We start from the raw sequence: 19458 nt of genomic DNA on the forward strand, positions 1-19458 counted from the left end.
CAGGGCTTGCAGGGGACTTTCGCCCCTTAGATTCGCGCCATGCTTGGCACACAAAAGAGGCGGGTTTCCCCATTGGAAACCCGCCGTGGCATTGTGTTCCGTAGCAATCAACCAACGGGAGGCAATGCCATGGATAAGTGTAGCACGAGCGGAAGGGATGCACAAGCGCAGCGGATGGCGATGAAGCGCCAAAGTGCGCGGATGTTGACGGAGGCAATGGTGGGGGCGGGGTTGTCGAAGTGGGAGGCGGAGGCGCTGGTCGCCAGTGTGGAGGAGGTGTATTTCTCGGATCCGGAATTGACGCCGGTGCTGGACGGGCAATTACGGTATAGTTGCGTACGGGCGGACGAGGGGCCGGGCAAACCGCTTTCGGCGTGCCGGAAGGTGTCGGTGACGTTGACGGTATTGCACCGGGAAGACAAACAAGACGTATCGGGCTTGGGCGCCGGCGGGATGAGCGCGGAAATCCTCCAGTGCGAACCTGGATGCGCTCGACGGCGAACAATACCCGTTCATTGTCGCCGCTCGCATGCGCAACGAAACGCAAGCCGTCCAGGAGGAGCTCCTTCGGCGCTGCGCCGGCCTGCGGGCCGGTGGGACGGCCTGAAGGGTTACCTGACGAACACCGATCGGCCACCCCAGGCGGTGATTGAGAACTACGGCCCACTGTGGCAGGTGGAGAAGGCCTTCCGTATCTCCAAGACGGACCTGCGCATTCGGCCCATGCACCACCGCCGACGTCGTCGCATTGAAGCCCACGTACTTGTGGCCTTCGTCGCCTACACCATTTACAAGGAACTTGAACGCCGCCTACATCTTGCCAAGGTCGCGATCAGCCCCCAATGCGCGGCTGAACTAACCCAGACCATGTACGAGTTGACCTTCCGCCTGCCCAACGACCCGCAAGAACGTCGAACGTTGTTGCAGATGGACGAGGAACAGCAGCGGCTGTACGACCTTTTCACTTGATCGGGTGTCCCAATGTTGAACTCAGGACGACATGCCGATTTGGAAATCGGCGCTACCAAGCGGCCATTTTCAATTTCAACACAAGATCTCGTTGCCCGATCCGACATGAAATGGCCCGGAAACGCCAATCTTCGTGGAAATTCTCATCTTTTTGTCTCAAGAACTCGGTACTCTCAAGATAAAACGATCCAACGGCCGATTACGGGTCGAAACAGGTTTTTCCCGATAGTCTCTTTCGCGGGAAAGAGGTAAACGGGAAGGTCGTATCACTATTCACCACCGGGCGGAATACGTCGCGCGAAACACCTTGCACCCGACAGCCAAACCAATTTTTACAATCCGAGGACGGAATACACGATGTCCTTGACGATCCCCTCGGATTCGAGGCGGGTGAGAACAGGCTGGAGTTCCTTCGGCGAACCGGCGAGGAAATAGGTCCAGCCTTCGGGCGTCGTGTCCACGAGTTCGCAGGTAAGAAAAGTCTCGTCGCCAGCCACATCACGCGGGGTAAGCCGACGCGACGTCATCAGAATCGCCGACTTGCGCAGGCGCCGTGAATCGTAGGGATGCTCTTCCAGATCCATGACCTTGCTCAGCCGCCGAATCTTGCGGACCATGATGTCCCGCTCCTGTTCCGTGCAGAAAAAAGTCAGGACCACGCTGCCGTCCACGTGGGCCTGTTCTTCGACGCCGTGGCCGACCACGGTGTCTATGCTGATTCCCTCGTTGCTGAAGGCGGATGCAATGCTGGTCAACGCGCCCGCGCGGTCAACCACATGCGCGCGAAACAGCCAATGCCTTTTTTCGGATTCATTCATCGCGACTTGCCTCCCATGGCCGCCGCGGGTCCAGGCCAAAGGCCAAAAAGGTCGGAGACACGAGGGTCCGCCTTTGCGAATATTTCGCGTTTCCCTGCTCGCGGCATTTTCTACCTCGACGGTTGTGCAAAACCAATTCCACAACGCCAATCATTTTACCCCAAATTCGGTTATGGAATCCGAATGCTTCAGGTGTGTCCCGTGAAGGCTAAAAAAGCACCGAATCCATAATATCCGCCTGGCCCACGGCGGGAATCCGTCTTTGGAGCATGTATGCTTCAAGCGATTTCTGGTACACTGGATGCGTGCAATGTTGATCAAGAGGCTTGGAGGGCCAGCCCATGGGTCCGTCCGCAATGTGTTTTCATGTCTGCACTCTTCGTGCGCGGCATGAAAATGGAACCGGCGCGGGGTACGTATATCCGACAACGCCGGCGTTTTCGTGGATTTCGTGGGGGGCGACGATTCTATGGGCCGCGGCCACTTGTTTGAACGCATCCGCTCTGGATCGCCCCATGGATCCGGTGATCCTTACCGGATCGCAGACGCCATCACTTATGGGACTTGCGCCGGGCGACATCGCCGCGTTCCGGTATGAGGGTGAATGGCGGCAGATTCCGGTGCAGGTGGACGAGCGCGCCATCATTGATTTTACCGATGTCTATAATGGCAACTGGTTTTTCGGGGATTTCAGGCGGCTCGATTATGTGGACGCCGGCACCCACACCGGGCCCGATCCCGATCCGGCTCTGGACGCGGACGATGAAATCGTATTCATGGCCAAGGATGCGGGCGCGCGCAACACGGAACCGATTTCCCTTCCCGACCACGTCCGTTACGGAACGGGCGTCGAGATAACGATTACAGACCCCTTGGGCGGCGAACCCGGCTATGTTTACTTGTTTCGACATGACGGGACGCTCGATCCGGGCGCTGGCGCGCAGTATGTCAACTACAATTTCAACCTCTTGTCGGGCGACTATAAAACCACTTACGCCATTCCCGGTCCAAATCCCGAAGACACCACCATCACCACGCCCTATTACCAGTGGCATTTCTGTGATCGGTGGAAATCGGACGGTCTGCGCATTTTCGCGGGATCGGCCACCGGCGTGAACATCCTCGACCGCCATAAAAACCTTTTTGCCCCGGGCAAATGCACCCGTTCCGAGGACACGTTCTGCGAATGGGAAGGCGCGTTCGTCGCGAACCGGGCGGGACCGATCCGCGTCATCCGCAATTATGTCGGCGCGAACAGCGGACCGCGAACGCAGCGTCAGAATATATTCTATGAACAGCAACAGATCATCACCACGTGGCTGCGGGTTCATTCGATTGACAGCGTACTGGACTTTTTTGACTACTCGCCCGCCGCACAAGGCATGACGTATTCGAACAACAACCTGCCGTCGGGCGTCGTTATTGACGGCGTGCCCGACGTGGTGCCTCCGGGGCCGTTGCGCTGGGAAATGGTAAGCGGCCCGCAGGGCACGCTGGTCATGTGGCACCTCTTTGAAACCGATATCGCAGGCTACGTCCCCACCAGTTATTATCTCGACGACGCCGCGCCAACCGTCCGCCAATGCACCGGGGATGCCTATGCCTTCGGATCGAGCGGGCACTGGTTCGACCAGTTTATTCCCAACACCGATCCTTACCTCGTGTATTATTCGCTATTTTCGCTTTCGCGTCGCATTTATTTCCTGCCTCCCGACGCATCGGTCGCGGATGCGCAATTCCTTGCAAACAAGGCGGAAAGACCCTTGAATATTACCGCCGCCGCATGGAATCCCGAAGAACTAGCGAACATGCCCGCGTCAACATCCCAGGGTTTGGCCGCCCTGATTGCCGCGATTCTGTTGATGGCCCCGTCATTGCTGCCGCAACGTGTCCGCTCGCGAATTCGTCCTTAGAACCCAAAGGCTTGTAACGTGATCTATCGCCCGGTGTTCAACGGCCCGTTCCGGAATCAAAAATAATCGAGATCATCCTCTTGGGGCATCTGGCGATCAAGCATGCAGAGGAGCCACGTCGCGCAGAAAATGACGCAATCAAAATAGCCTGAAATGACGTCTATGACGGGGTGGATCCAGTTTTGCGACTGGTTTTGAAGGATGAGAATGACAAGCAGAAAATAGATCACCCCGCTGAAAAAACAGATGGACAAGGTTTTTGTCCATTGGCGGCCCAAGGGCGCAAGCGCTTCTCCCAATTGTCGCCAATCGGGTTTTCCGGCAAACATGACGGCCGCGCCGACCGGCAGGTAGACGGCCATGACGATGGCCATCAGCCAGAACACCGGCATGGCCGCCGATTCATCGTCCATCAGGGCGGGCAGCCATACAACCAGCCGTTGGGAGCCGACGGCCACGATGTTTAGGATGATCCAAAGGGGAAAATAGCGCCTGATGGCTTCCCGATCGCCCGGACATTTCCAGATCGGCCGGTCAATTTGGCGGCCCATGCGTGAGAAGGCCAGCGATTGGGCCAAGGCGTATGCCGCAATTAGAAACGCATCGCTGCCGGCCTGATAGGCCACCAATGTTCCGCTGACGGCGGCCCCGGAATCGCCTTCCATGCCCATCCATACATTTCCCGCAAGGACCAGCGCGCTGGCCGGAACGGTGCACAGGAGGTAAAGGCCCAGTGCCGAAACGTTTTTTTGAACGGCTTGAACGGCTTGCAGGAGGATGTCCACCGGGCCTACTCCGTCACGTCCTCCGAAGAGGTCTCCGGCGCCTCGGGTTCTTGGGGCTCGATCGATCCGGACCGTGGCCGTTGAGCCTGCAAGACATATTTCGCGATGATGTCGCGGTTGTCTTCCGTTATGGCGGTAAACCGGGCGCGCACCAAGTGCTGCCGACCGGAAATATGCTCCACGCCCACGGTTTCCGCCTCGACCTCGAACGGCGGCGATCCGGGCACGGCAATCCGGGTGCGGATCAGGGTGGCCTCGCGAATCGCATGTTGCGTCACCAACGCGAATCCGCCCGCACTAAGACTGGTCAGGGTTCCACCAAACCGCGTCACGACCCTGCGCGGACGCAATCCGGCCACGGCATCCTCTTCCCCATACGCGGCCAGGATGCCCACCGTGGCCTCTTGGTGAAACCGGATGCGGTAAAAGTTGCGCGCTTGGATGCGGTTGAGACCCCGCGTATGCAGAATCGTCCAAGGAATTTCGGATTCATTTGCCCGCATGCGCTTGGCCGCGAACTCGTACCGGGCGTCGTTCTCGCGCCAGAGATGAAACCGCACTTCGTTGCCCAACGCCGGCAGGGGGGCGTCCTTGTCCTTGGGCGCGACATAAAAATACGCCTCGTCAATCGCGGAGATAAGGCACTTGGTCCACGTGGGCCCCTTGCCCGCCGGGGCAATCCAGAGCATTTGGCCGACATGTAATTCGCGCGTCGAAAAGATGCGCATGCCGTAAGCGATATAATCGAGACCCAGGCGGACGCGCAGGTCGCGCAGCATGATGCCGACCTTCTCGAAGCGATCCATGTCGCCCGAGGAAAACAAGGCGTCCATTTTCTGTTCGACGCACGCGTCGAAATTCCGGCGGGTGGTGAGGGCGGGCAGCGGGGTTTTGGGCGAATAGGCCTGAATCATCGAACGCAGTAAATTCTGCTCCTCGCCGGAAAATCCCCGTTCGCGCATCATGTTGTCCACAACCCGCCATTCGGCCCGGATCTGCATGCGCCGGTTCATCCAACGGCGAAGGGCTTCTATGACGGTAATCAGGATGAATGTGGCGAGAAAAGCCCCACAAATCCATGCGACCGCGGCCTGCGTGGTTTCCGGAAATTTGAATGGAAACACCGACTGTTGCACGGCGTCGTCTCCTCCAAAACGTTCAAGACGAAAATCGGGGCGCAAGGCCCGCTTGTTTCTTACAACGGCATCTTACCAACACTCCGAAAGACTTTACAATAGGCCCATAAACCCCGCGATCCACACGCAAGATGCGGACCGCTGCCTGTATACCGTTCCAGCCGCGTTTCGGGTTGAACTTCAATAATTGGGCGATTTGCCTCAAATGCCTGTCGGCGCAACCATCGTTCCTCTCCGTGTTTTTTTCGTTGGCGCGGAGACATACACAAACGTTGAGAATACCGGATTTTCGAACCTTGTTGCAGGCTGCAATTACCCGAAAAAGGTCTTTTTCCGGTTGAACGCATTACAGAATCCTATTGAGGCATTGATTGCGGAGTTACGGCAGGATCCGAAATACCGGTGCTCGCAGGCGCCAACGATCAGCGGGGCTTGTCCGCCATAAGCGCGCGCAGATCGTAGCGCATGTAGGGCCGGTTGCAGGCGGGATCCCGCAGGGTCGAGTTCGCCACCCACAGTTCGAGCGTGTCCGGCTTGAAAAGAGCGTTGTGCATGTTGCTGGACATCGAAACGCCGCGGGCCATGATGTCGAGGGCCGTTTGGACATCAATCTTGCCGTACATCTTTTCGACGCGGTTCGCGAGGCACTGGTAGCGGTCGCCCGCGGACAGCATCACGGCGTCTTCGAGCGGCCTTGGCAGCAACTCGTGAAACACGTTCGGCCCGATGAATTCAATCTTGCCGGGCCATGCCGCCACGCCGACGGCGGAACCGCGCCCGCCGTCCGCTTTCGAGTCACTGACGACGTAATAATACTCGCAGGTGCGCGGTGTGTCGGACATGATTCGCTTGACGTCGTCGAGGGTTTCTGCGGTTTCGAGGCACTCGCGCACGAGGAGCGTCATCGGCATGCCGTCCCATTTCTCCGCGCCGCCGCCGCCCATTTCGCCGATGGCGACGTGCCGCGCGTTCATCCCCGTCACGCTGCCGATGGTTCCCGAATAGCCGACATTGACAAACGCGTTCGCGCCTTCCGGTTCCTGGATGATGATGAGCGCCCAGCGGTCAAGGCCCACCTCGCGCATGTAATCGAGCACGCGCCCGTGCATCAGCGAACCATCCGCCGTGGCCTTGCCCCATACCGCGAATCCGCTGCAATGGAACAGTTCCGGGAAGATGGTGAAATCCTCCACCTCCTCAACGGGCAGACCGGTCGCCTCGGCCATGCCGGCGATTTCGTCCTTGTATTTCTGTGGGATAAAGGGGCTAGTCCGTTGCCACGCTTCGCGACTGCTCGCCTTGAAATTTTTCTCCCACGTCACCGCGCCGACGGTCTGGATGAGTTTCGCGCCGACGAGAATCTCGTCCTTCAACAGCGCGCCATGCTGGACGCCCATCTCGCGGTGCGTGCCTTTCAGGTGCAGCACGCGCGTCTCGCCGATCTGTTCGAGATACGCGGGGCCGTATTCGGCGAGCAACTTGCGCGGAGATTCCGGTGCGATGATGGCCGGAAACATATCCTTGACGTGGCTCGTGCCGACGAGCCAGTGGTCCGCAGGCAGCGTGCGCTCGCCGGACGTCTCGCTCGTCGAACCGAGAAGGGCTTCGCTGCGGTTGGCCGCCGCGGACGTTTCCATCGTGGCGTTCGTTGCCGAAGGGGGCTCCGGGAAAGCGGCCAGACACACAAGAACGATGCAAAGGCCGATCGCAAGGGGTAGGTTGCGCTTGCACATGATGTCATCCTTTACGTTGCCGGAGCGGCGCACGTTTTATTGACCGCCTGCACCCTTGCCGGGTTTCGTTTCGCCCTGTCCGTCCTGTTTCAGGTGTTTTTCGATTTTTTCCCGAAGCCCGGGCAGTTTCGGGTTGAGTTGCTCGGCGTGCCTCCACTCGGCCAGCGCCCGCGCCGTGTCGCCCTTGAGAAGATAGGCGTCCCCCAGATGGTTCCGGAGTTCCGCGTCGTCGCTGTCCATCAGTAGGATGGCCTTGCGAATCAGTTCGATGGCCTTGTCGGCCTGGCCGCGCCGGTAATATACCCAGCCGAGGCTGTCCAGATAATAGCCGCTGCCCGGATCGAGTTCGACAGCCCGCTTGAGCAGTTTCTCGGCCTCGTCGAGATTGATGTTGTGATCGGCGTAGAGGTAGCCCAGAAAATTCAGTATTTCCGGATCGTCCGGCCGTATTTCAAGGCAGGCCTTCAGGTGTTTTTCGGTGTCCGGCAGACGCTTCAAATTGTCGTAGACGATCGCCAGCGTATAATGGATGGCCGGATCGGATCCGTATTGGTCCAAGGCGCCCAGCAAGACCTTCTCGGCCTCCTCGTTGCGGTCCATGGCCAGATAGACGCGGCCGAGAATGATGTCCGTGGTGCGGCCGGCGAATCCGGTTTCCGCAAGCGCGGCCGCCAGCCAGGATCCCATGTCTTCCTTGCCGAAAAGCGTCATCATCTCGTTCAGGTGGCTGACGCATTCCTCCCCCGCGTCGCTTTCGATGGCGTCGAGCGATTCGAGCACCGGCAGATACGGCTCGCCCATTCCCTTGCGCGCGAGGGCGCGTAGAAACGATCCCAAAATGGGCGCACCCTCCGGCGGGATGAATTCGTCGGCTTGGCGATGCCTCCCCGCGCGCATCAACAAATACATGGCCTCGAGATAATGCCGCGGTTCGGCGCCCGTCATGCCGAGAACGGCTATCATCTGATCCGCCGCGTCCCCATAGCGTTTCAGGCGAGCCAGCGCCCCGGCATGGTTTTCGCGGGCGCGCGCGTCGTCCGGCGCCGCCGCGACGTATTGGGCGAGGTGTTCCGCGGCCTGTTCGTTGCGGTTCGCGTCGAGTTCGATGACGCCGATGATGTAATGCGCGCGGACAAGGTCCGGCTTGAGTTCAAGGGCCCGTTGGAGCGCCGCGCGGGCGCCGTCGCCGTCGTTGATGCGGGCAAGACTCAGGCCGAGTTGAAATTGAATGCCGGGCGAGTCCGGCACGCGCTTTGCCAAGCCGCGGTAAATCTCGGCGGCGCCGACGGCGTCGTTGGCGGTCTCCTGCGCGGAGACGAGCGCGCCGTAGCCGAGCGCATTTTCGGGATCGATTTCCAATGCCTTTTGAAAGCACTCGATCGCCTTTTCGGGATCATTCGACTGGTGCAGGATTTCCCCCAGGAGAATCCACAGGTTGGCGTTTCCGGGCGCCTGTTGCAGGGCGCGCTCCGCCATCATGCGCGCATTGGCGTAATCCTGCCCGTCGAGATAGAACCGGATTAGTTGAATGCTCAGCGCGACGGAATCGGGTGCGAGGTCGGAGGCGGCGCGCATTTCGGCGATGGCCTTGGCCCGCTGCCCTTTGCGCTCGTACAGCGTGCCTGCCAGAAAACGGCTGTATGCCTCCGAACGCGGCGGCGGCGCCATCGTCGCTTCGCGATCCATCAGCGCCGCGAGGCCTTCCCGCCATCCGCCGTTGCATCCGCACACCGCGCACAACGCAATCAGGAAATAGGCTCCGTGCCTGTTGGCCGGGCATCTCATGTCGTAGGCTCCATCTACTCGAACAAATCGCCCGGCGCCGGCGGCCGGCATATCGGCGCAAAACTCTTCCGGTGCGCGGGACACGGCCCCAGACGCCGTAGCGCGTCCAAGTGCTCGCGTGTAGCATACCCTTTGTGCCGCGCGAAACCATAATCGGGGTATTGCGCGTCGAGATCGTCCATGATCCGATCCCGTGTCACCTTTGCAATGATACTGGCCGCGGCAATCGAGAATGAACGGCTGTCGCCCTTGATGATGGCCTTCTGCGGCATGACGCATCCGCGAATCGCGAACCCGTCCACAAGGAGAAAATCGGGCGGCGAATCAAGCGCCGCGACGGCTTGGGCCATGGCGGCATAGTTGGCGGTCTGGATACCGTGCCGGTCAATCTCGGCGGCTTCGACGATACCCACGCCGATGACGTGCCGGCCCTCGTGCAATTGTGCAAACAGTTCTTCGCGCCGGCGGGCGGTGAGTTGTTTCGAATCGTTCAGACCCTCGATGGGCTCGGCAAGAATCACCGCCCCCGCGACGATCGGTCCCGCAAGCGGTCCGCGCCCGGCTTCATCCACACCCGCGACACGACGAAAGCCGTTGGACATGGCTTCCGCTTCGTACGCCATCATGTCGCCTGTGTGCCGCATGCCGCCAAGTCCCACCGGGCGCCAAACGGGCGGGCCATGGCCGCCCCTTGGCCGTGTTCGTGAAACGGCTACTGCTGCGTGTCCGCCGGGGCCTTTTTCGTTGCGCGGCCTTTCGCCTTGACGCGGGCCGCCTTGCCCGACCGTTCGCGCAGGTAATACAGTTTCGCGCGGCGGACGCTGCCCTCGCGCGTCACTTCGACCTTTTCGACCCGCGGGGAATGCAGCGGAAACACGCGCTCGACGCCTTCGCCGAAGGCCACGCGGCGAACCGTGAAATTCGCATGGGGCGTGTCCTTGCCCTTGCGCCCTATCACCACGCCCTCGAAGACCTGAATGCGCTCCTTTTCGCCTTCGACAATCCGGAAATGCACGCGCACCGTGTCGCCAATGTTGAACTGGGGAAGTTTATCCGCCGGCTTTTTCTGGGCGGCGCCAAGTTCCGCTAACGCTTTCACTGTTCCATCTCCCTTTTGCGTTCCGCCTCTTCCCGCTCGATTTCGGCGAGAAGGGCCTTGTCCGCTTCAGTACAATTCATCAACAAATCGGGCCGCCGTTCACGCGTGAACCGCAGCGCCTGTTTTCGGCGCCACCGTTCGATCGCCGCATGATGGCCCGACACCAATACATCCGGCACGCCCATGCCGCGAAATTCCGGCGGCCGGGTATACTGGGGAAATCCCAGCAAGCCGTCATAAAACGAGTCCGTGGCGACGGATTCCCACGCGCCCACGACACCCGGAAGCATGCGGCTCACGGCCTCGATGATCGCCAGCGCCGCCACTTCGCCGCCGCTGATCACGTAATCGCCTATCGAAATCTCGTCCGTGCACAAACCCGTCCGAACCCGCTCGTCCACGCCTTCATACCGCGCGCACAACAACACCATATCGCGCGCCGAAGCCAGTTCGCGGACGACCTGCTGATCGAGCCGCCGCCCGGCCGGCGACAACAAGATGATCCGTTCCAGCGAGTTTCGGTCGCGCAGGCTTTCAACCGCCGCAAAAATCGGTTCGCACTTCATGACCATGCCCGCGCCGCCGCCATAAGGCGCATCGTCAACGGTTCGGTGCCGGTCCGTCGCAAAATCCCGAATCTGGGTCGCAACGACTTCGAGAATCCCTTCCTGGATCGCCTTGCCCAGCAAACTCACGCCGACGCCGGCCTCGATTAGTTCCGGAAACAACGTCAGGACATCAATCCGCATCGCTCCTTCACCTTCTTCGTGCTCGCGCTCAGGTTCGCGCTCGTAATTGAAAATTCACCTCGATTACGAGCACAACCATGTGCTACCGCACATCTGTGCGCGGATTCGACGATTCAACTGCATACAGGGCAATGTCCTTCACGGCCACGCGGCCCCGTTCCATATCCACTGAAACTATCACGCGATCAATGGCCGGCAGTATCAGGCTTCCGCCGTCCGTCCGGGCCACTTCGATCGCCGCATTCGATCCAGTCGCATACACCGCCGCCACGGTTCCCAGGCGGACATCCGCCTCGTCCGTCACGGCAAATCCTTCAAGGGCGGCCAAGCGGTTCTGCCAGCCATCCGCCGCCGTCACATCAACATCCGCGCAAACCGTTGCGCCGCGCAATTGCGCCACGGCGTCGCGCGTCACGCCGGCCGTCAAAATCACCCGGTCGCCGTCAATCCGCTCGACCCGGTACCGCGTTTCGACGCCCGCCGCGCCGGCTACGTACAACCACGCCACATCCGGCGGTATTTCACCGGAGAACGGCCGAATCCGCAACTCGCGCTTGGGCGGGTTGACCGAATGCACCTTGCCGATCTCGGTTCGCCGGGCCGTCATGGCCGATACGCCTCGCGCGGGCTACTCGACAATCTGCAACGACACGCGTTTGCCGGCTTTGGACGCGGCGGCATTCACCAAGGCACGGATGGCCTTGGCCGTGCGTCCCGCCTTGCCGATTACGCGGCCCATGTCTTCGGGATTTACGCGCAGTTCGATCGTTTCGCCCTCTTCGCCTTCCGTAACGGTCACCTGGACCTCGTCCGGATGCGCGACTAGTTTCTTCGCGATCAGTTCAATCAATTCTTTCACGGCACTATTCCGCCGCGGTTTCGTTTACCGCTTCCGTCGCTTCGGGCACGGGCGCCTCCGCCGGCTTGCCGGCCACATGCGCCGCCAATATGCCCTTTTTCGAGAAGACGTCCTTGACCGTGTCGGTCAGCCGTGCGCCGCGCGCCAGCCATGCCAGCGCTTTTTCGGTGTCCACTTCCGACACCGGCGCCGGATGGGCGCACGGGTGATAATATCCGATGGAATCCACCTCGCGGCCACGGCCGCGGCTGCGTGAGTCCATCACGACCACCCGATAATACGGCGCATGCGTGCGCCCGCCCCGCTTCATCCGAATTACCGTTGCCATTGCTCTCCTTTCATCATCGCCCAAGTACGCCGTCCGGCAGAACCTGCGCGCACTGCTGTCGTGCCCGTGCTCGTGCTCGTAACCGTACTCGCTATCGAAACCGCCGCGCGGTCTCGCCATCTGGCTGATTCGCCCGGACCAACCCTTTTCGGGTCCGCCGCTAAAAACCCATCCCCGGCGGGGGCGCCATCGGCGGGAAGGCGCCCTTGTTGCCCCGGGGAACATTCTTCATCATCTGCTTGACCATCTTGCGCATCTTCTCGAAATCTTTCAGAACGGCGTTGACATCCTGCACGGAAGTTCCGCTGCCCTCGGCGATCCGACGACGCCGGCTGCCGTTGATGATGTTCGGATGACGCCGCTCGTAAGGCGTCATCGAATAAATGATCGCCTCGGTGTATTTGAGTTCGTCTTCGGGCAATTCCGCGCCTTGCGGCATCAGTTTGCTCATGCCCGGAATCTTCTTGATCAGATCGCCGATGGACCCCATCTTCTTGACCTGCTGCATCTGCTGCAGGAAATCCTCGAGATCCCATGTCGCCTTGCGGGCCTTTTCTTGGAATTTCTGCGCCTGTTCGCGATCCACGACCTGCTGCGCGCGCTCGACAAGCGACACGACGTCGCCCATGCCCAGAATCTGATCCGCCATACGCCGCGGATGGAACGGTTCGAGAGCGTCGAGCCGTTCCCCCGTGCCGACGAACTTGATCGGACAGCCCGTCACCGTAATCAGACTGATCGCCGCGCCGCCGCGTGCGTCGCCGTCCAACTGCGTGAGGATCACGCCCGTCAACGGGAGGGCCTCGTGGAATTCCTTGGCCGCGTTGACCGCGTCCTGGCCGATCATCGCGTTGGCGACAAACAGAATTTCATGCGGCGAAACGGACTTGTGGATTTGGCGGACCTCGCCCATCATCTGTTCGTCCACATGGAGACGCCCGGCCGTGTCGAGGATGATCACGTCGCAATTGCGCATCTGCGCCTCGCCGCGCGCCATGACGCACGTGTCAACCGGATTGGCATGTTCGCCGAGGCTGAAACATTCAACGCCGGCCTGCCCGGCCACGACCTCCAACTGCCGGATGGCGGCGGGGCGATACACATCCGCGCCGACCAGCAACGGATGATGGCCGTTCTGTTTGAGCAGGCGCGCCAGTTTGCCGGCCGTCGTCGTCTTGCCCTGCCCCTGGAGGCCGACCATCATGATAATCGTGGGCGGATTCGGCGAAATGCGGAGCGGCTCGTTTTTGCCGCCCATGATCTTGACCAGTTCATCGTGAACGATTTTGACGATTTGCTGGCCCGGATGGATACTGTCGAGCACCCTCTGCCCGACGGCGGCATCCTGCACGTCCTGGATAAACTGCTTGACGACCTTGTAATTGACGTCGGCTTCGAGCAGCGCCATCCGGATGGCTTGGAGGCTGTCCTTCATGTTCTTCTCGGTCAGTTTGCCCAGACCGCGAATATCCTTGAAGACGCCTTCCAGTTTTTTGCTTAATGATTCAAACATACGGTTGCCCGTGGTTTATCGTCCGGAAACCTGTTTCTGTAGAGACAGATCTCCCCATTCACAGCAGAGTATCGTAGCATACGGATGCCCCTGACTTCAATTTTTACCCGCCCATCGCAAGCGGGGCGGCCTGCCCGGTCATCCGAAAAATGCGTAGAAAAACATACCGGGTTGACATGCCGGACATATTGCCTATAATAGAGGTAAGCGAAACGAAGGGAGAATCGGCCATGCAAACCAAAAAAAGCATCACAATCACAAAGCGATGGGCGGCAATGGGTTTGGCGTGTCTGTTTTTGACGGTATCGTTTGCCGGATGTCCGTTTACGCCGAAGACGAAACCCGATTTCATGGCGTGGCCGGTGTCCGGCGCGGCGCCGTTGACCGTGCAGTTCATTGACATTTCCCAGGTCGCCCCCGGCGAAACCGTCCTGCGCTGGTGGTGGGATTTCGGCGATAACGGTTTCGACGTCGTCCAGGATCCGATTCACGTTTACACGCAACCGAACCAGTACGACGTCAAGTTGATCCTTGAAACGCTGGCGCCCGAAACCAAGGGCAACACCGGCGTCTTGCATACGAGAGTCAAGAAAAAATTCATTTCAGTGACAACGCCCGGCGCCACACCGGGCGACGCCATTCATCCCGGCGAAATGGTCTCCATTTCCGCCAGCGCCTTCAACATGGGCGCCACCGACGCCGAAGCCGGCGCCGAAGACGAATATCCGCGCCACCGCGTGACGCTGTCGGCCTATGAAATCGGCAAATTCGAAGTGACCAATAAAGAATTCGCCGATGCGCTCAACGCCCTCCTCGACGAGGGACTGATTGTCAACGAAACCGGCGGAGCCTATGCCGGCGGCGACGTCTATGCCTACGGCAAGCGGGTCTTGGCGGCAAGCAGCGGCTACTGCCAGATCGCCTTTGCACAGAACCGCTTCGAGCCGAAGGTGCGCGACGGGCGATCCATGGAAAACCATCCCGTGGTCATGGTCACATGGTACGGCGCCGTCGTGTTCTGCAACCGGCTGAGCCAGTCGCAGGGATTGGCGCCCTATTACAATCTGGCCACATGGTCGCCCGCGCCGAATGGCGCAAACGGGTTCAGGCTCCCGACCGAGGCCGAATGGGAACGCGCCGCGGCATGGGACGCGTCGCCTAGCCCGTCGCGCTGGATCTACGGGTTTTCAAGCAACAACATTGACTTCAGCCGTTGCAACTATGCCGTCATGGAAGAGGGACAGGCTGCCTATTACCCGAATCCCATCGGTCTTTCTCTGTTTCCATACACTACCCCAATCGGTTACTATAACGGAACGAACGGCACATTGAACCGGCGCAGCCCCGCCGGCTGTTACGACATGAGCGGAAACGTGCTCGAATGGTGCGGCGACCGCTATGGGCTGTATACCGAAGACGAACAGACCAACCCCGCAGGCCCGGCTTATGGCGGCACACGCGTCGTGCGCGGCGGAAGTTGGTTCCAAGACGCCGACGCGTGTCGCACGGCGCACCGGGCCAGCATGCGCCCCGACCGCGCGTTCATGTTCCTCGGTTTCCGCACGGCGCGGACGCCGTGAACCGGGCCGCGGCTTCCGTTACCGGGCCGCCGCAAGGGATTCGATGGCGCGTGCGATGGTTTCGCGACGCTTCTCGATGGGTTCCGGGTCGCGGGTAAAGGTCGTGAGATCGGATGTAATGTCCGCGGGCACTTCCAACAACGCGCTGTATGCCGCGCGTTTCTCCCCGGACAATTCGGGGCCTCGTTCATCAATCATGCGCCGGAGGATGGCGAGATACTCGTAATCTTCGATGCCGTCGCGCAGCATCTCCCACCGGATGCTGTCCACGGGGCCTTCGAGGACCGGATCGGCGGGGCGTCCATCCGCCGCGGCTTCCGGCGGATAGATGAACCGGCCGTCGCCATTGCCCCAGGGCAATTTCGTGCCGGGCGGCGTGCCGTAGCCCTCCGTCCAACTCATCGTGTCCTCATACGGGTTCTGCGGATGATCGGGATCGGGATAGGCCGGACGGCTGTTCCAATAGTTGGTTTCCCAGACGAGAATCCCGTCAATCTTGCGCTGCCACGTCTGCCACAGCCACACACGCAGTTCGACCGCGGGATGATCGAGAAAGAGCGTGCAATAGGGTTCCTTGGGGCCGCAGCACACATACCACCAGAAACGATCCCCTTCCGCGCGCCGCGCATCCGCCGCCTCCATGCTGTAGGCCGGCGTCAACGGGCACCAGATGTTCGGCCCGCCTACCAGCGCCGGTTCCACCTGTTCGGTCAACATGCGGGGCAAATCCGGCGCGACATCCTTGAGGCGCCGGAATCCGTTCATCACGAATTCGTAGTCACGCGGCTCCGGTTCGTCGAACCAGTAGACATACGAATAGGGCAGCCACCCCTTTTCGCGTAGATGCTCCTGAAGCGAACGGCAATAGCCGCGAAACGCCGCTTGGTATTCCGGCGTATGCTCGCCATAACCGAGCAGGCTCGGTTCCCAGCGCTCGTGGAACGTTCCGCCGCCCATGCCCTGGATGGGAAGCCGGAACGAATTGAAGTGATACGTGTCCATCGCGCACGTCATGGCCGCGTCCCATGCGGTCCAGTCGAACGACGGGACCAGCGCTCCCGGATCGATCGGTTCGAAATCGCCGCCGGAAACAAGGTCTTCGCCCGTGGCGGCGTCCTGTATCGAAACGTCATCGAACCACGCCGCACCCACGGTCGAGCCATCCTCGGCCCAAAGGACCGGGCGAAGCGTGAACCGCGCCGACCGCGCATTCTCCGGAAACGACTCGATGGCGGCATCAAACGACTGCCATGTTCCATCACCCCGCAGGACAATATCTTTGTTGCGGCCGGTCATCCAGGTTCCGTCCTTGTCAAAATGCGTAAACGTGACAAGAATCTCCTGTCCGGCCTCCCGGGTCTTGTACATGAACCGCAGACGGAATCCTTGCGACGAAATAGCCAGATGTTTGGCGTAGGTATGTTCCGCGGACATGGTGGGACTCGCATCCTCGATGAACAGCGCGCTTTCCCCCGCGAATCGTTCGCTTCGATCGCGGAGGCCGTGGCCGGTCCAGTCGCCCAACACCGGCCACGTCACCGTGAAGGGATCGAGCGGCGCGGGATCGTAGGGCGAAATGCGATGGGCGGCAAAATTGGCCCAATACATGTCGAGCACGGCCCGCTTCTGTTCGGGAGTCGCGAGTTTTTGATACACGAAGACCCTGTTCGGCGAGAATCCAAACGCCGATGTGCAGGTCATGCGGTCCGGCAAGGCAAAACCGAAAACGGTCACCCGCAAGGGGATTTCGATCCGCGACTCGCCAGTTTCCAGCCGAATGACGCCCGAATACACCCCGCCCGGCGCGTCGGCGGGAACCGTGACGCGGATCCACAGCGGCTGGTTTGTTCCGGCTTCCAGATCGAGCGGACCTTTCAACGGCGGCAGGGGATCCGGCCACGGCGCCGCCGCGCCGACGGCATCGGTCGGCTGCTCGACCGTCACATAACGCACCCGAAGCACCTCGACGCGTTCGGCGGAAATCATCGCATCGCCGGGACCACGCAGTTCCGGCACATGGACGCGCAACCCCTGCATATTCCGGTTGGGCCGCAACACGATCTGGGCGGCGTCGGCCTCGTTGGCCGCCGCCTGGATTGATACATATTCGGAAACGGCGTCCGGCAGGGGCCGCCTCCGGCTGATCTTCCACCCCGAACGGCACCACCACAAGCCGAGGTCATCCGACGATTGCGGCAGCCGCCACCCGTACGAGGCCTCGTGCAAGTCCGGAACCCGGACATCCATTTCGGCCCGATACGAAAGCCCCGAACCCAGACTGAACCGTGCCGTGTATTTCCCCGCGTTGGGCGCACGGTACGGCAACCGGATGGTTTGCCGGCCCGGTTTGATGGCAACGTCAACGGCGTTTTCTTCCGGTTCCGCGCCCGGGCCTGCAAACGTCAGCGTGGAACGGGCGGCAATCGTCTCGTTGCCCGTGTTCAGAATATCGGCTTCAAATGCATTGTCCCCGCCCGGAACGCATTCGCCGAAATTCGTCAGCCTGACCTCGAACCGCGGATCGGCCGTTTTCACCGCCGCGAAACGCGTGGCGCCGTTCAGATACACGGGCGCGCCTTCCAGCGTGGCCCGATACCCGTACGCGTCAATCTGCATGGAACCTGGATTGACACCGTCCGGCAATTCCCCATCGGGACGCGGTCTCAGCCGAATCCAGACCGTCTCGGCGGGAAACAAGGATTCCGGAAGCGCGAAGGTCCGGCTGGCCTTTTCATGGATTGCGCCGATTTCCTGCCACACTTCCCCGTCCCGTCCAGCCTCGACCACCACCTCCCCGCCCTTGTACCAGCAGGTCCCGGCGGTGACCGACGCTTCGGTCTGCCGGCGCCCGACTTCATGGCGATAGACCACCTCGTCCGTTCCCGGAAAGATCCAGCGCAGCGTGTTGAACGTCCCTTGGTGCCGGACGAGCGGACGCGCCTGGTTGCGCGATTCGCCGTAATAGGGGGCCGTAAACGTGTACGTGTGGCCGGCGATGCGCTCGCCTTCCCCCAGCGTGAACCCGTCCTTCCGCATATAGATGGGATCGGCGCGCACCAATTCGATCGCATCAAAAAACACCGTGTCCGAACGTTCCCACTGGCCGAAGCGGAGGCGCGACATCCCGGCATCAATCCTCGCCGGAGCCGCGAATATCGAAATAAATTCCGTCCACGTATTTGGAATGCCGCCCAGATCGCGGTTGCAGAAGAAAGGTCCCGATATCGGTGTTCCCCCCGACGACGCGCCGTCGGATCGCGCAAAAAATCGCAGCCGGTACACCTTGTTCGGTTCGAACGCCGGCGGCTCCGACACCCAGAAATTGCTGTTTTCCGTGCCGCCCGTTCCCGTAACCGATATTGAACGCGCGTCATCCCGGCCCTCTGCGGCCCACATTCCCTGCCCGCCGGAAAGCGTCCAACCCGTGGGCGCGACCTCTCCTTCCGCAAAGGAAGGATTCCGAATCTCGACCGTCTGGCCAACGCTTCCCGCCGTAATCAGCAGCGCCCATCCCAGCAAACCCATTCCTGTCCGGTTCATGCGTCCTTCTCCTTGGCTTTTTCCTCGCACAAACGCCCGGGTAGCCTATGCCCTGTTCTCCCACTAAAACAAGAAACCCCGGCGCGGGGCCGGGGTTTGTGGTCCGTCTTTTTCCTTTACGCGGGCATCACCTTGGTCGCTTCCATGCCCTTCCGGCCCTGACCAGGCTCGTAGGTCACTTTTTGGCCGTCCTTCAATGACCGGAAGCCATTCATGGATATGTTGGAATGATGGACGAACAAATCTTCGCCCCCATCATCCGGAGTAATGAATCCATACCCCTTCTCATCATTGAACCACTTTACTGTACCACTTGCCATAATTCTCTTCTCCACTTGCAGTTCTTTTTCCCGGGCAGAACATCCCCACACCCGTCGCGACCCACGGCGCCGAAAACTAATTCCCGCCCATGACCCGCGAAATCACATAGACCAGTATTACACGAATCCCCTGTAAATGCAAGATCATTTTTCGTCCCGCCCCTTGCGGGAAAATAACCATAAAGCAGCAAGATACCGCTTCCACTGTGGACGCGGCATCCCCGCCGCGTTCCTTGCGTGCGGTCGACCAAGCCCCGCTTCTATAAAAAGCAACAAGAAATTCCGGAGCAACTTGCACAACAAATTGAATTTCAATGATTTAGCGAGTGCG

17 protein-coding genes are annotated in these 19458 nt (G+C 60.4%); 3 read left to right on the forward strand and 14 right to left on the reverse strand.

All coding sequences use genetic code 11. From position 1 onward, the window contains the following. The first annotated feature begins 129 nt into the window (after nt 1–129). A complete protein-coding gene (locus P5540_17260; GenBank protein HRT66569.1) occupies nt 130–969 on the forward strand; it encodes a transposase in 840 nt (279 codons plus the stop codon). Between the two features lie 332 nt (nt 970–1301). Here P5540_17260 and P5540_17265 read toward each other — a convergent pair whose 3' ends face one another. Next, complete coding sequence (locus tag P5540_17265; protein ID HRT66570.1) at nt 1302–1787, reverse strand: hypothetical protein; 486 nt, start codon at nt 1785–1787, stop codon at nt 1302–1304. Between the two features lie 515 nt (nt 1788–2302). Here P5540_17265 and P5540_17270 point away from each other — a divergent pair. Beyond that, nucleotides 2303–3700 carry a hypothetical protein gene (locus P5540_17270; protein ID HRT66571.1) on the forward strand — a complete coding sequence of 466 codons (1398 nt, stop codon included), beginning with the start codon at nt 2303–2305 and terminating at the stop codon, nt 3698–3700. A 56-nt stretch (nt 3701–3756) separates the two neighbouring features. Here P5540_17270 and P5540_17275 read toward each other — a convergent pair whose 3' ends face one another. The 11 genes from P5540_17275 to ffh all read right to left on the reverse strand — a co-directional run bounded on the left by P5540_17275 (nt 3757) and on the right by ffh (nt 13687). Continuing rightward, nucleotides 3757–4485 carry a hypothetical protein gene (locus tag P5540_17275; GenBank protein ID HRT66572.1) on the reverse strand — a complete coding sequence of 243 codons (729 nt, stop codon included), beginning with the start codon at nt 4483–4485 and terminating at the stop codon, nt 3757–3759. 5 nt (nt 4486–4490) lie between these two features. Continuing rightward, entirely contained in the window at nt 4491–5621 is a 1131-nt protein-coding gene (locus P5540_17280; protein ID HRT66573.1) for a PilZ domain-containing protein, read from the reverse strand. A 422-nt stretch (nt 5622–6043) separates the two neighbouring features. Beyond that, on the reverse strand, nt 6044–7354 hold the full coding sequence (locus tag P5540_17285; protein ID HRT66574.1) for a C45 family autoproteolytic acyltransferase/hydrolase: 1311 nt from the start codon (nt 7352–7354) through the stop codon (nt 6044–6046). A gap of 36 nt (nt 7355–7390) precedes the next feature. Further along, nucleotides 7391–9139, reverse strand: coding sequence for a tetratricopeptide repeat protein (locus P5540_17290; protein HRT66575.1), 1749 nt, complete (start codon nt 9137–9139; stop codon nt 7391–7393). Nucleotides 9140–9153: 14 nt separating this feature from the next. After that, complete coding sequence (locus tag P5540_17295) at nt 9154–9783, reverse strand: ribonuclease HII (protein HRT66576.1); 630 nt, start codon at nt 9781–9783, stop codon at nt 9154–9156. A 68-nt stretch (nt 9784–9851) separates the two neighbouring features. Further along, nucleotides 9852–10238 carry a 50S ribosomal protein L19 gene (rplS, locus tag P5540_17300; protein ID HRT66577.1) on the reverse strand — a complete coding sequence of 129 codons (387 nt, stop codon included), beginning with the start codon at nt 10236–10238 and terminating at the stop codon, nt 9852–9854. Further along, nucleotides 10235–10987 carry a tRNA (guanosine(37)-N1)-methyltransferase TrmD gene (gene trmD, locus P5540_17305; protein HRT66578.1) on the reverse strand — a complete coding sequence of 251 codons (753 nt, stop codon included), beginning with the start codon at nt 10985–10987 and terminating at the stop codon, nt 10235–10237. The genes rplS and trmD overlap by 4 nt, the downstream gene beginning before the upstream one ends. An 82-nt stretch (nt 10988–11069) precedes the next feature. Continuing rightward, on the reverse strand, nt 11070–11594 hold the full coding sequence (locus tag P5540_17310) for a hypothetical protein (protein ID HRT66579.1): 525 nt from the start codon (nt 11592–11594) through the stop codon (nt 11070–11072). A gap of 21 nt (nt 11595–11615) precedes the next feature. After that, nucleotides 11616–11846 carry a KH domain-containing protein gene (locus P5540_17315; GenBank protein HRT66580.1) on the reverse strand — a complete coding sequence of 77 codons (231 nt, stop codon included), beginning with the start codon at nt 11844–11846 and terminating at the stop codon, nt 11616–11618. Between the two features lie 4 nt (nt 11847–11850). Continuing rightward, nucleotides 11851–12174 (reverse strand): 30S ribosomal protein S16, encoded by a 324-nt coding sequence (gene rpsP / locus P5540_17320; protein ID HRT66581.1) that lies wholly within the window; start codon nt 12172–12174, stop codon nt 11851–11853. Nucleotides 12175–12334: 160 nt separating this feature from the next. Beyond that, nucleotides 12335–13687, reverse strand: coding sequence for a signal recognition particle protein (ffh, locus tag P5540_17325; protein ID HRT66582.1), 1353 nt, complete (start codon nt 13685–13687; stop codon nt 12335–12337). 230 nt (nt 13688–13917) lie between these two features. Here ffh and P5540_17330 point away from each other — a divergent pair, with 230 nt between their 5' ends. Further along, nucleotides 13918–15267, forward strand: a complete 1350-nt coding sequence (locus P5540_17330) for an SUMF1/EgtB/PvdO family nonheme iron enzyme (GenBank protein ID HRT66583.1) — start codon at nt 13918–13920, stop codon at nt 15265–15267. 18 nt (nt 15268–15285) lie between these two features. Here the strand turns inward: P5540_17330 and P5540_17335 are convergent, their stop codons facing one another. Then, on the reverse strand, nt 15286–18807 hold the full coding sequence (locus P5540_17335) for a DUF4091 domain-containing protein (protein ID HRT66584.1): 3522 nt from the start codon (nt 18805–18807) through the stop codon (nt 15286–15288). Nucleotides 18808–18923: 116 nt separating this feature from the next. Beyond that, on the reverse strand, nt 18924–19127 hold the full coding sequence (locus P5540_17340) for a cold-shock protein (GenBank protein HRT66585.1): 204 nt from the start codon (nt 19125–19127) through the stop codon (nt 18924–18926). Between the last annotated feature and the right edge of the window lie 331 nt (nt 19128–19458).

Source organism: Candidatus Hydrogenedentota bacterium (assembly GCA_035450225.1).
GTDB lineage: Bacteria > Hydrogenedentota > Hydrogenedentia > Hydrogenedentales > SLHB01 > DSVR01.